Raw genomic sequence first — 13,005 nt, 5'->3', positions numbered from 1 at the left:
TTGTCGCAGCCCCGACCCGCGGTCACGAGCGGGGGCTCCTGTCTTTTTAGTGCCCTCGGATTGGGTCATAGTGTCTGTCCAGAACGGCGAGGTCGAGTCCGAACTGCCGTACGTTGCCACGCTCATGGAAAGCGAAGTAAACCACGAGCTCTTTGCATCGGATGAATTCGCTGCCTTCCGCGAAGATCACAGTGACGAGCTTACCGGGGACGCTTCGCCCATGAAGATCTACGTCGCAGATAAGATCGCGAGAGCTCGTCTCGTCGAGAGCGCCGAAACTGAGAAGCTGGCGAAGGCGGGCAGGGAAAAAGTTGCCGGCATCATCACCACGAATTATGACTGTATGTGTGAGACCCTATTCCCTGGTTTCACGACCTACGTCGGAGAAAGCGACCTCCTGTTCTCTGACCAGGCTTTCTCTCAGGAGATATACAAGATCCATGGCTCAGTCTCGAGGGCGGGAAGCATCGTCCTGACCAGCGCTGACTATGCGGAGTTCGCGCAGAAGAGGAAGTATCTCTCGGCGAAGCTGCTCACCCTCTTCGTCGAGTATCCCGTCATCTTCCTCGGTTATTCGATTCAAGACGAGAACATCAGGTCGATACTGGGTGACATCTGCGAATGCCTACCAGATGACAAGCTCAAACGGCTGGGCAAGCGGCTCATCTTCGTTCAGCACGCAACCGACACCTCTGTTGGCGAGATTGCTATGAGTTTCGGTGGCCGTACGCTTTCGATGACGAAGATCACCACGGATGACTTCGAGTCGATCTACGATGCGATGCGCAGCTTCCGGAAAATGTATAGCACGCGATTTATCCGCGAGTTGAGGGGCAGCGTGTTCAGGCTTGCGGAGCATATCGACCCGAGTTCCGACATCATCGTCTCAGGGATAGACAATGTCCTCAACGACCTTGACCCGGACCAGAAGATCGTCATCGGCCTGTCGGTGTCACCAAGTAGCATCGGAAAGCCGATTTCACCTGAAGATATCTTCGAGGACATCGTGCTCGATAACCTTCGCTATGACCCAAAGTTCATCGTCGAGAACTACCTCAACATGTACGTGCGCCAACGGCCCAACAACATGCCTGTCTTCAAGTACACGCGCGGACTCGGTGGAGAGGTCGGTAAGGACATAGCGACTTATCTCCCAACGCTCACCTCGATTGATAGCTATCGAAGCGAAACGTTCCGCAAATCGATGCCTGCGACTCGTCGCAGATTCGAAGGGTCGCTGAGCATAAAGGGCCTTGCGAATGCATGCGCGCCAAAGAGCCCGTTCGCGTTCATCCCGTGTCTTTCAGAGGAAGAGATGGACGTCGACGACTTGGAAGCGTTGCTGAAGCGGGCACTGGCTGACGTGGGAAACGACCCTGCCAAGAAGAGGGCTCTGTTGAAAGATTCGCATTATCGGAAGTGCGTCCGCATCTACGACTTCTTGCGCTATGGAAAGTAGGAAGTCCCCCAACCTTCACCAATAGTCCGGGCAACGGCATCCGAACCTAGATCCAGTTGGGGGACATGCTCCCGAACTATGCACGGTTTCCCGCGCAAAGCTAGTTTAGCAAAGAAATGTGGAGATTGGCGGTTGGGCGCTTGAGATTCCTGCCAACTGCCGCACCCCCCTTGATTATCAACTTTATCCGAACACCTCCCACATTCATCCGCACATGTGCGGATGAATGTGGGAACCCGATACCCTGAGGGCCGGGTCGGCCGGCCCCGGGAGATCGGAGGACGGCATGTCCGGAGAGAGCGGGAAGGGCGCCGCGAGGGCGGTCCCGAGGGCCCACGGCAGGCGATCGGCGATTTCATGCAACTACGGCTGAAGTGTCTTTATGTGGTTCAGCGCGCCCAACAGTACCGTTTGATTTCGCTCAAAGCATAAACGAAACCATGCATATATTCCCAAGGCAATCAGGCATGGCGTCACGAAAACCCCGGCAGCGATTGAATTGTTGCCCGCCCATGCAGACAGACACCCTCCGACCGTAAGTGAGATGATCATGCTGATCACGCTGGGGGCCCAACTCGTATAATGCACCCCACTCACCGCCTGTTCGACTATTTCGCATTTCTTTTTCAGGCTAATGTCCTCATCCACTTCACCAAGAGAAAAGTCCACTCCCGAAATTAAATCGAGCAATTCAGCCTCACTGTAGCCGCCTTCCTTGAATCTTTTAATGAAGAAACCTCCTGGTCCAGGCCCACAGATAGGACGGTTTACACGAAACAGTTCCTTATAGGCGATTCCCATTGTTAACTCCTTAAAGTGCAGATGCTATTTACGCTATCGTTCTATCATTTCGTCCGGACAGATTTTTATCGGACCGTCGGCAACCGTTCACAAGGACATCCCGTTCAGTAACTCCCCGCGCTCCTCATACCCGCGCTCGAGCTTCTTCCCAAGCTCCGCAGCGCAGCGCTTCGTTTCCTCGGCAAACAGGTCATCGATAGCCCTGTCAATCCGCGTGCAAGTCTGCCGATGCTCGTCCTTCCAGGGCAGGTTGAGTCCCAAACTCGCGTCCCAATAGCCGCCGAGTTTGGCGTTAATTACTTCCTCGGGATACAGCACGTCGCGGCGAATGTCCTCAACTACATCGTCCTCGTCCATATCGCAGGCCGCATCGCCCTGCTCGAGGAACTTGCGCAGCTCCTTTTGCGCCCGGATGTTGTTCAGCATGCGAACACACACCACGGCCAAAAAGCGATAACGTTCGCATAGATCCCACTCGCCTTCGAGCCATACGCGAAAGCCCAGCATTTCGCTCGCGGACTCATCATCCATCAGGATCAATTCCCACGGAAGCACATTGGCGAGTGCGTCCTCCCCCAGCCTTTGCACGCCGTCGCGCATAAAGATGCACGGCTCCACGTCGTAATAGCCAAAACCGTGGCCCGCATCGCGACGATTGATGACATGCTTGGGCAACAGGATGATCTTGTCGCTGGGCTCGGGATCTATCTTCCGCAGCTTTTTGACCTTGCGGCGGGCGCGCTTTAGGCTGCGTTCGCTATCGCCACGGCCGCGGCCGTCCGGCTTGCCGCCGTATCGAAGGGCAACCTCACGCGCCAGGATCTTTGTGTCCGCAGCGCACAGCAGGTCGCTCACGGTGGGCAGGTCTTCCCACTCAATGCCATCGACGTCCCAAATCCTGTTCATGTTCAACCTCTTTCTGGCTGTGAATTTACGCACTTGTTCGCCCTGCACAACGTACTTGTAAGGCATGCGCCCCGCTAGAGCGCCTTCTTGCTGGGCGCAATCACCTCGTCCATCAGGCCCAGCTCCAGAGCGCGCCTGGCGTTGCACCAGCAGTCGCGCTCGGTGAGCTCGTGGAACTCCTGGGCGCTCAGGTTGCCATGCTCGGCCAGCAGCTCGTCCAGCTCGGCGCGCATGGCCGCTGTATGCTGGGCCACGATCTCGATATCGGTCTGCTGCGCCATGCCCGTGCCGCCCATCAGTTGGTGGATGAGCACCTGCGTGTGGCGGTACACCTGACGGTGGTCGCCGCAGGCCAAGATCACCGCGGCCATCGAGGCCACGACGCCCTCGCCCACCGTGATCACGGGGCAATCGAGCGACTGCATGGTGTCGATGAGCGCCAGCCCCGCCGTGACGCTGCCGCCCGGGCTGTTGATGATGAGGGTGATGGGCTCGGTCGCACTTTGATGCTCCAGCACCAGCATGGACTTAATAAGGCCGTTGCAGGTCGCATCGTTGACCTCGCCCTCCAGCAGCAGCACACGGCTGTTGAGCAGTTCGCTTGCCATATCGACAGCGGCAACACGGCCGTCCTTGGACTTCTTTATGATGCTGGGCTCACGATACATAACGGGCATGGCAATTCCCTTCTAAACGGAATCGGTAAGGAGGCAAAAACTGGACCGCACGGCTTACGACTAACGGAAGCCGTGCGACAAAACATGCAAGATGGGGTACACAAAGCTGCAAGGGCTAATCCCTCAGCCACTTGGCAGCATTGGGATGATCGGCGCAAAAGTACTTCTTGGCGCGGAAGGGACGCATGCCGGTCACCTTGACCAGGCAATCGGTGCGGGGCATAAGCCCAACCTCGCCTGGGGTCATCACGCAACCGCGCACATCTACGGCAGTGCGCTCGGCGCCCACGTACTTGGTGCCCAAAACCGACTCGCCACACAGTTCGCTTATGTAGTTCTGCGTCGCGATGTTGCTGCCGCCGCCCATATAGACCAAACTATCGCAGTTATCGAGGATGGTAAGCGCCGTGGATTTGCCGTACACGACATCGAGCTGGCTCAGCGATTGCGCACACATCAAAAAGCTAATGCCGCGACTGCGCACAGTCGCAATGCTGCGCTCAAAATCGGGGATGCGGCCCACATTGGGAAACTCATCGAGCACAAACTGCACGCGACGCTGCAAATGGCCGCTGGGGCTGGCATCGGCACGGCGCTGGGCAAGGTTAAACAGCTGCTTAAGGGCAACGTTCGCAAGCCATGCATTAGCCGAATCGTTGTCGCTCACCTTAAGATCGATCATGCGCTTGCCCTCGTCAATACGATCAAGACGCATCTCGTCATTCTCAAAAACGCGCATGAGCTGAGGCGTCTTAAGCCGCGAGATAGTTGCATTGAGCGTGATCAGAATACTCTTAAGCGTCCTATCTGCCGCACCTCGAAAATCGCGATACTGCTCAACGCCATACAGATCAGCGTTCTCCGCACCAAACTTATCGAGAAACTCCCTGGACTCCACCTCTTCTACAAGGTAGTCCAACGGGAATCGCCCCTCACCATCTCCCGTAACCTTGATGAGCGCAGCCAGTTTAAAGACGTTGTTCATCTTAAGGTAGCGGCGCGGGGCATTGGGGTCCTCACCCGGCGTAAGGGTGCCGGCAAGGGTCTCCAGGAGGAACAGGATTCCAACAATCGCTCGAAGCAGCAGGTCGCTCGCGTTATTCCAGAACGGATCATACCTAAGGCTACGGCCGTCAGGATCGACCCCCTCCATGATTGCCGCCACTGTGGTGGGGATATCCTCGACATCCATCACGTAACGCAGAGGGTCGTATCCGGCCGACTGCTCGGGATTAACAGTATCGAGAACCGTTACCTCGTAGCCGTCCTCTTCAAAGCCTTTCCCCGTACGGCGCAGCAGCTCACCCTTGGTGTCTGTGACCACATAACAGCATTCGTGGTGATTGAGCAGGTTGGGCAAAATGAAACTCGCCGTTTTGCCGCTGCCGGTACCTCCAAAGGCAAAAACATTGTTGGACACACTCGTCTCCCAATGCTTGTCGTCCTCGTAGAACGCCACCGTGGCACCCTGCGCCAGGATCACGTCGCGCTGCTCATCGCCGGGCGACAGCGCCCGCATCTCCTCCTTAGTCGCCCACTTCTTGGTCTGATACTCCGTTTGCTGCGCGGCCTCGTAGCCGTACATCTTGATGACTGGCATGGCGTGACCCCTTTCTTGTCCGTAGTGTTGGTGGTTGTTAGGCAATGCGATCGACGTCTACACCCTCCCCGAGGCTCGTCGCATGCGGAAACTTGCCCGCGCCGTCGATCAGACGCTCGGTCTGCGACAAATAGCTCTCGCGCGCAGCAACTGAGGCCGTTTCATCTCGCAAATACGCAAGCAATGCATTAATCATCAACTTGTCGAGCAGGTCGTACCCTTTCGCCTGAGCGAGGTTGAGGGTGTAGCGCTCCTGGAGTCTCCGCACCTTAGTTGCCAAATCGATTTCCATCTTTTCCTCCATGTAATAAAAAGTGTGTCGTTCGTTCAAAAGTGCCTCAAACGGGCGTTTGACGCATAGCTCAAAGTTGAAACGCGGACTCGTATCGAACACGCGTCGTTGCACCTTGAGGTAGCGCTTGTAAAACATGACGGCATCATCTTCATCCGCCGTAAAGCCACGCGATCCATCGCGGTGCAGCCGGTCGTAAGGCTTTTTGCTATCGATATGGCGCACGAATGGGGACGGAATATAGACATCCTTCTTGACGATGTACTTCATCCCTGTCGCCACCTGCTCAAACAAGAGAACGCCAGTTGATTTAAAAGCCGCATTACATCCATGCCTAAACATGTTCACCACGGCTGCCACGCTGCCCATGCAGCTATCGCGCGGGGAGAAATACAGCGAAAGCAAAGCGAGCGTCGCAGCAGTCAAAAGCTCGCGGGCCTCGTGTACATCGGCTCGATACTGCTCGGGCACCAGCCCGGGAATATCGGGCGAGCGCTCTTCCAGCACGCCAACGAGCGATTTAGCCAGGCGCTCGACGTTCTTCTCGCCGCAGTACGGACACGGCAGTGGCAGCTCTGCCTTCCTGTTCACTTCGCACATGCCGCGAAGATCTTCATCGATTGCATCGAGAAATGCCTCATAGATGTTGTCCCGTTTCTTCATGAATGCTTCTTTCTATCCGGTTCCGGATGTTTGGTGTAAGTCTGTTCTATGTTTTAGAATTCTCTGACGATAGAGCGATGATTGTCGATCTATCCTGTAGTTTCATAAGTAAAATCATCCTGCTCGATTGCTTAGTTTGTCTAAAGACTACAAAGCGGATGCATCAAGCAGTTGGTATTGAGTTGGCTTTGGATTGCTTCGAGGATAGCACAGCATGCTGTTCTCGTCATTAGAAATTTTCAAATTAATCTGCTAATATGTAACCCACTAAGAAGAAAGGGCCCTATACATGCGCGAAACTACCTCATCGTTGCCACGTCTCACCGCCGCCGCCCTCTCGCGCGCGCTTAATTTGGAGCAGGGCAGCCGTCTGCTCACCGTGCGCCTGCCCGGCGCCATTGACTGCGAGGCACTTCGTGAATGCTTCAGCCTGAACGGCAACGGCATACCTAATATTTGCGAACTTGAGCCCGGCAAGCAGAACACGGACAGCGGCGACGCGGCGCCGGTATTTATCGATGCCACAGCTTGCGTTCGCAAACGTTTTCGCGAAATCAACAGCGCATGTGAGGCGCTCATTAATGATCTGGAGCCTGGCTACCTGGGCTTCTGCGATTGGGAGGCCTATCTCTGGTGCCTGTATGCACTAGCCCTCTCCGGTCGAACTCGAGCTGCCGTACTGCTGCCGTTCGAGTCTTTGGACAACGCCGAGCAGGCACGCGCGATTCTGTTGCGCGAGGGGCTCGTCGAAAGCGTCCTATATCACCCGCTCGCCGAATCTCCGATGCACGGCATGTACGCACTTATTGTATTGTCGACGGGAAATCGCAGCGTTTCATTCCGCAATGCCGCCACGCCCATGCCACGTCTTCGGTTTGCCGACGGGGCTCGCCACCCCAATCTTCCCTTGGCTTTCTCCCCTGACTGGAGCGGCATCGAGTGCGACTCACGCAAAACGGTTTCCATTGAAACCATCGCGCTCGAAACGCGCAAGCTACTCCAACACCACGCCGCGCTCTCCAAAGGCAGGGTTGGCCTGATCTCCGTAGCTCAAAACTACAGCGCAACGCTCGGCGACAGCTTTATGCGTGTAGTGCCGTTTATGCCCCGAGAGAGCACCATATCGAATGATATAGAAGCGGTCGAGGTGCGCCGCATTTCGTCCCAGGACTTCCGGAACGGCAACTTGCTGCCCAGGGATGTTGCGGAAAACGCGACGGAGCCAGATTCCGAACCCGTAAAAGTTGATCCGGAGCTCCTGAAGCGTTATGAGCTTCGCCCCGGCGACATTATCATGCCACGCATGCTTGGCCGTTATGGCGCATCCAACCTGCTTGTGGTCGGCGTCGACGACGCAAAGCAACATCTGGTTGCCTCGCACAACACCACCGCCATTCGTCCGGCGATTCAAACGATGACAGACGAGGAACGCACGGTGTATTCGGAAATGGTTGCAGCGTATCTCACCAGTGGCCACGGAGCCAAGATTATGCAAGTTCTTTTTGAAAACCAACTCAGTCGCGCTATTCGTCCTTCCGACCTGTTCGAGATTGAAGTCCCGCCGGCGCTCGACCCGCGCACGCGCGAGTACAGCAAGTCCATCAATCACTTTGCTGAGGTCGTAAGGGCAAAGAAACAAGCCGAGGCTGCTGTCGCCCAAGCCCAGCGCGACCTCAAAGCCGCAAAAAAGGCCGTCACCCAGGTGGTCGACCAAGCCTGCGAGTAGCGCATAGGCGGTAGAAACGACTTAAGCCGGCGACAGGAACAATCCTGCCGCCGGCTTAACTATCTAGACTATTCCCATCCCGTGGTCTGAGGATTCCATTTGCGCAAATTCGCCGAATGATTAAAGCACGGTGCATACAACCGATTGACGATATCTTCTGCTCCAGCAATGTTTCCCGCGAGATCAAGTACCCCCGCCTGCCTCGCCATCTTTACGAACTGCGCAGAACCATTTTGTTTCCACCAGAGAGGCGCCACGAACTCTTCCGGCATTGCCACCTTGCGGGCAGATGCTTCTTTCTCGATCCTCTCGACAAGCGTAGCCCCATCGACGAAGCAAGTTCTCGCGTACACCAAGATGTCGACTATATCCTTGATTCGCGAAGAGGCACGGCCCTCATGCATCTCTATCATCGCGAGCAATTTATCTGCAAGGGCGCTCTCCACTCGGCATACTCGATAGTCGCAGACTGGGAGCCCCTCGATATTCAAACGATCGATCGGCGCAAGAACCTCAGGCTCAAGGCCCCGCACTTCATAAATTACCAAGTCAATTGAAATTGGCTGTAGCTTCTTGGTTCCCATAAAGGGGGTGAACCACACCTTAGCACCGCACCGATACTCATCTTCTTCTTTGATCTGCTCTGCACGATCAAAGACAAACGAAACGAAATCCTCCAGATCAATCGAAGCCGCCTGCACCAGATCGGCAATAGCCTCTTCGAGACTTTCCTCTTGAGCAACCAAGTCAATATCTCTTGTGACACGTGCATCGAGTGTTCGCGCCAGGACGCTTTGGCCACCCTTGAGCACAAAGCTGCCGTCATCTTCTGAAAAAACGCGACATAGGAAGCGATGAAAGTAGAAACCGACGATCGCCCGATTAGTATCCATCGGCGATTCTCTTGCGGCATTCCTAACAGCCATCTCCAATGCGGCAGGCGTTTTGTACTTCACCATGTCCTCCGTTTCGCATTACCCGCTCAGTACCATCAGCAAAGGCCTCATTAGTTCGCGTCGTTTGGCGGTTTTAGAGTTCTCTTCTACAAGATCTTTCAGCCGCTGTATATCGAGCCCTCGCCCAAGCGCGTCGTTATAGGCATCGATAATTAATGAGGGGTCCTCGCAACCGAGGCAAAGATCAACAAGCGTGCGCTCGGGTTTGGTTACCGGCAGGCCGTCGAGCCAAACGATATCCCGCCCGGCAATCTCGCGCTTTACAAAAGAAAGGGATTCGTTTCTTGTATTGATACGCGTAGGCGCGGTCATCCTGTAGGGGGACAGGTAGAAATCGCCCATTTGCTGCAGGTTCGCCGCTGTCGTACCGCTCACTGCAATGCCGTCCCACTGGCCTTTTCTCTCCCACGCGCAAAGGGAGGGATTGGTGAGCTTCCAAAAAGCGTTGAGCTCGTCGGTGTCTCGGCGCTGCGTTCCGGACATCCGGTAGGCGCCGTGGCATATCCGTTCGAGACGCCCCACACGGCATGAGTGTGCCAGTGCATCTCGAGAGATATCCATGCGAGCCGCCTGGGCTGTGGTGAACACGCCCTCACTCTCGGAAAGCTCGCTTATCGCCGTTATGTTGCTAAAGTACTTCATGTTGCAATTGTAGGATATTTTCATACTTTTGCAACGTGATTATGATTTCCGGTAATCCGTTCGCTTTGTTTATCACATTTCTGCCGACGGCTTGTTACCGGCTCAACATCAACCGCTATCGATCTCTAGTACTTTTCCGCAAAGTGAACGGCTGTTTTTGCACCCCTGGAACATCCGCATCTTTCGACGGCAAAAACGCAGGATTCCAGGGTCAAAACCGCAGGAAACGGCGCCCTCAAAGTGTCGATGCTTCGGGAGTCCGATTTAGCTCATTCACTTCTCAGAAAAGTAATAGACCTCGCCGTGGGCCACTAATAATAACCCCCTATACACACCCAAAAACTCATCCAACATTAATCTTGGCTCAAGAATCGCTTAATCTATAACCTGCACTATAGAGTTCGACCAAGGGCGGGGCGGCGCCGCGCAACGCAGGCCGCTGAACGCAACGCTCGCGCCCGGGCAGATCGCCCGGCGTCGCGCCCATCGAACGAAAGGACAGGTCATGGACGACCTCGAAAAAGTTGAAACCATCCGCACCAAGTGCGACGTGAGCTACACCGATGCCAAGGCCGCGCTCGACGCCACCGACGGCAACGTTCTGGATGCCATCATTTGGCTCGAGTCGCAGGGCAAGACCCAGACCACGTCGGCGCACGCCGCCACCGAGTCCGCGCCGGCCGACGAACCCTCGGCCGAGATGGTCGCCGCGCAGGCTGCCTACGAAAAGTCGAGCGAAAAGACCGACTTCTCCAAGAAGATGGACAGTGTGTGGGAGTACCTCAAAAAGCTCTTCCGCCTGAGCCTGGACACCAAGTTTATCGCCACGCGCCGCGACGCCATCATCCTCAACATCCCCATCCTGATCCCCATCATCGCCCTGTTTGCCTGGGGTGCCACGATCTGGCTGATGCTGATTGGCCTGTTCTTTGGCATGCGCTACCGCATCGACAGCGACGGCGACGTGCCCGGCAGCATCAACAACTTGATGGACAGCGCTGCCAATGCCGCGGACGACATCAAGCAAAATCTGAACGACGACAAGTAATCGCAGACGGGGGCACGCATGGCACGGATCCTTATCGTAGAGGACGAGGAGAAAATCGCCCGCTTTGTGACGCTCGAGCTGGAGCACGAGGGTTACCAGGTGGAGCACGCCGCCGACGGCCGCACCGCCGTGGACCTGGCGTTGGAGCGCGACTACGACTTGATTCTGCTCGATGTACTGCTGCCGCAGCTCAACGGCATGGAGGTCCTGCGGCGCGTCCGCAAGCACAAGGGTGTGCCGGTGATTATGGTCACCGCACGCGATGCCGTGATGGACAAGGTGGCAGGGCTCGACGCCGGCGCCGACGACTACCTGACCAAGCCATTTGCGATTGAGGAGCTGTTCGCACGGATCCGCGTGGCGTTGAAGCGAGCGGAGGCCGCGCGGGCGGCTTCTGGCGTTGGCGGCGTTGAGGCCGGGGAGGGCGCTACGGGTGCCGGTACCGCCGCGACGTCCCCGGCTAGTGACTCGGCCAAGACCTCTGCCGTGCCCTCCCCCGCCACGCTCACCGTGGGCTCGGTCGCGCTCGATCCCGACCGCCGCGAAGTCACGGTCGGCGGCTCGCCCATCGTGCTGACCGCCCGCGAGTTCGATGTCCTCGCCTTGCTTATGGCACATGCCGGCACTGTGCTCACGCGCGAGCGCATCGCGCACGAGGCGCTGGGCTACGAATACGTGGGCGACACCAACAACGTCGACGTGCACATCGCGCACCTGCGTGCCAAGATCGAAGACGCCGGCGGCGCCCGCATCATCCAGACCGTGCGCGGGGTGGGCTATGTCTGCCGCGCGTAACGACGAGGCCAAGCGCGTCACCTCCATCGCCCGCGCCATCAACTGGAGCTATATGTGGCGCCGCTTGGTGAGCTACGTCTGGCTGGATCTGTTACTGCTACTTGTTGCGGCGGCAATCCTCGTCTATGGCTACAACCAGACGCTGCCCGACGGCGCGTTTACCGCGGGATGGATCCCCGGCGCCGCCGTTCACGGCATGTCGCTGGCGCCCGCGCGCGGCTGGGACCCGACCACGCTCACCTATACCGTCGAGCTTGCGCGTAGCACCAAGACCTTCCCCTTCGCACAGGACCTCGTCACGCTATGGCCCCTCTACCTTGTCGTTGCGGGCTGGCAGGTTATCAGCGTGCTCGATATGCTCGGCGGCGCCCGCCGCGTGCGCCGCACTATGGCGCCGCTCAACGACCTGGCCCTGCGCGTTGACGAGCTCGGCCGCATGCAGCTCGCCGGCGGCAAGATGGAAACATTGGAACAGGCCATCGAACGCGCGAGCGTCGACTCGCCGAGCGTCACCACCGGCGACGCCGATCTGGCGAGTATCGAGGTCGCGCTCAACCGCCTGCTGCGCCAGATGCAAGAGGCCAAGCTGCAGCAGATGCGCTTTGTCAACGATGCGAGTCACGAGCTACGCACGCCCATCGCGGTGATTCAGGGCTATGTGAACATGCTTGACCGCTGGGGCAAAGACGACCCGGACGTGCTGGCAGAGTCCATCGCATCGCTCAAGGCCGAAAGCGAGCATATGCAAGAGCTCGTGGAGCAGCTGCTGTTTTTGGCGCGTGGCGATGCCGGACGCACGGTCCTGCGGCGTGCGTATGCCAACCTGGCAGCACTGGTCGGCGAGGTGTGCGAGGAATCGCAGATGATTGATACCGCGCACGCGTATCGGCTGGCTTTTGACCCTGCGTTTGCCAGCGATCCGCGCTGCGACGCATCTGTCGACGTGGCGCTTGTGAAGCAGGCCCTGCGCGTGATCGTGCAAAACGCCGCCAAGTACTCGGATGCGGGAACGACCGTCACGTTTGGTATAACGCCCGATGCGGGCACGGGCACCATCGAGATAGCCGTTGAGGACGAGGGTATCGGCATGAACCAGGAATCCGCAGCTCACGCGTTTGAACGGTTCTACCGTGCCGACAACGCGCGCGATGCCGGCGCGCAGGGCTCGGGCCTGGGGCTCGCTATCGCCAAGTGGATCGTCGACAACCACGGCGGCGTCATCGGTGTGACCTCAGTCGAGGGCGTCGGCAGCCGCTTTACGATTCGCCTGCCGCGGTAGGGGCGTCTCTCATAAATCGAAGGTGAATGCTTTTCCGCGAAGTGAACGACCTATTTTGGGCGCCCGAAGCATCCGCACTTTTTGGCGCCAAAACCGCAGGAAACACCTGACAAAACCGCAGGAAACAGTGCCTACAAAGTGTCGATGCTCCAGGGGTTCGA

At 57.2% G+C, this 13,005-nt stretch carries 12 protein-coding genes; 5 read left to right on the top strand and 7 right to left on the bottom strand.

Going from position 1 to position 13,005, the window contains the following annotated elements:
* On the top strand, nucleotides 1–1,459 hold a 1,459-nt coding region (locus tag GT495_RS06255; RefSeq protein ID WP_204986892.1), incomplete at its 5' end, for an SIR2 family protein.
* Nucleotides 1,460–1,822: 363 nt separating this feature from the next.
* On the opposite strand, the gene GT495_RS06250 is transcribed toward GT495_RS06255, so the two are convergent.
* The 5 genes from GT495_RS06250 to GT495_RS06230 all read right to left on the bottom strand — a co-directional run bounded on the left by GT495_RS06250 (nucleotide 1,823) and on the right by GT495_RS06230 (nucleotide 6,398).
* On the bottom strand, nucleotides 1,823–2,260 hold the full coding sequence (locus tag GT495_RS06250) for a hypothetical protein (protein WP_117862606.1): 438 nt from the start codon (nucleotides 2,258–2,260) through the stop codon (nucleotides 1,823–1,825).
* An 87-nt stretch (nucleotides 2,261–2,347) separates the two neighbouring features.
* Nucleotides 2,348–3,166 (bottom strand): hypothetical protein, encoded by an 819-nt coding sequence (locus GT495_RS06245; protein ID WP_156063310.1) that lies wholly within the window; start codon nucleotides 3,164–3,166, stop codon nucleotides 2,348–2,350.
* Nucleotides 3,167–3,240: 74 nt separating this feature from the next.
* Nucleotides 3,241–3,843, bottom strand: a complete 603-nt coding sequence (locus GT495_RS06240) for a ClpP family protease (protein WP_161161925.1) — start codon at nucleotides 3,841–3,843, stop codon at nucleotides 3,241–3,243.
* Nucleotides 3,844–3,958: 115 nt separating this feature from the next.
* Nucleotides 3,959–5,443: a VirD4-like conjugal transfer protein, CD1115 family gene (locus GT495_RS06235; RefSeq protein ID WP_161161927.1), complete on the bottom strand. Its 1,485-nt coding sequence runs from the start codon at nucleotides 5,441–5,443 to the stop codon at nucleotides 3,959–3,961.
* Between the two features lie 37 nt (nucleotides 5,444–5,480).
* Entirely contained in the window at nucleotides 5,481–6,398 is a 918-nt protein-coding gene (locus GT495_RS06230; protein WP_161161929.1) for a hypothetical protein, read from the bottom strand.
* 352 nt (nucleotides 6,399–6,750) lie between these two features.
* Between GT495_RS06230 and GT495_RS06225 the strand changes: the two genes are divergently transcribed.
* Entirely contained in the window at nucleotides 6,751–8,124 is a 1,374-nt protein-coding gene (locus tag GT495_RS06225) for a hypothetical protein (protein ID WP_161162690.1), read from the top strand.
* Nucleotides 8,125–8,192: 68 nt separating this feature from the next.
* Here the strand turns inward: GT495_RS06225 and GT495_RS06220 are convergent, their stop codons facing one another.
* Both GT495_RS06220 and GT495_RS06215 read right to left on the bottom strand, forming a co-directional pair.
* On the bottom strand, nucleotides 8,193–9,080 hold the full coding sequence (locus GT495_RS06220) for a nucleotidyl transferase AbiEii/AbiGii toxin family protein (protein ID WP_161161985.1): 888 nt from the start codon (nucleotides 9,078–9,080) through the stop codon (nucleotides 8,193–8,195).
* A gap of 18 nt (nucleotides 9,081–9,098) precedes the next feature.
* Complete coding sequence (locus GT495_RS06215; RefSeq protein WP_161161932.1) at nucleotides 9,099–9,722, bottom strand: type IV toxin-antitoxin system AbiEi family antitoxin domain-containing protein; 624 nt, start codon at nucleotides 9,720–9,722, stop codon at nucleotides 9,099–9,101.
* Nucleotides 9,723–10,227: 505 nt separating this feature from the next.
* Between GT495_RS06215 and GT495_RS06210 the strand changes: the two genes are divergently transcribed.
* The 3 genes from GT495_RS06210 to GT495_RS06200 are packed head-to-tail and all read left to right on the top strand — an operon-like array spanning nucleotide 10,228 to nucleotide 12,844.
* The gene (locus GT495_RS06210) at nucleotides 10,228–10,770 is read left to right on the top strand and encodes a DUF4342 domain-containing protein (RefSeq protein ID WP_161161934.1); all 543 of its coding nucleotides are present in this window, start codon (nucleotides 10,228–10,230) and stop codon (nucleotides 10,768–10,770) included.
* Nucleotides 10,771–10,788: 18 nt separating this feature from the next.
* The gene (locus GT495_RS06205) at nucleotides 10,789–11,565 is read left to right on the top strand and encodes a response regulator transcription factor (RefSeq protein ID WP_161161936.1); all 777 of its coding nucleotides are present in this window, start codon (nucleotides 10,789–10,791) and stop codon (nucleotides 11,563–11,565) included.
* On the top strand, nucleotides 11,549–12,844 hold the full coding sequence (locus GT495_RS06200; protein ID WP_161161938.1) for a cell wall metabolism sensor histidine kinase WalK: 1,296 nt from the start codon (nucleotides 11,549–11,551) through the stop codon (nucleotides 12,842–12,844). The genes GT495_RS06205 and GT495_RS06200 overlap by 17 nt, the downstream gene beginning before the upstream one ends.
* Nucleotides 12,845–13,005: the final 161 nt, after the last annotated feature.

It is taken from the genome of Collinsella sp. BIOML-A6 (genome assembly GCF_009875845.1).
In the GTDB taxonomy this organism is placed as follows: Bacteria; Actinomycetota; Coriobacteriia; order Coriobacteriales; family Coriobacteriaceae; genus Collinsella; species Collinsella aerofaciens_H.
Note: the sequence above shows the minus strand (reverse complement) of the source record. Positions and strands in the feature narration are given on the sequence as shown.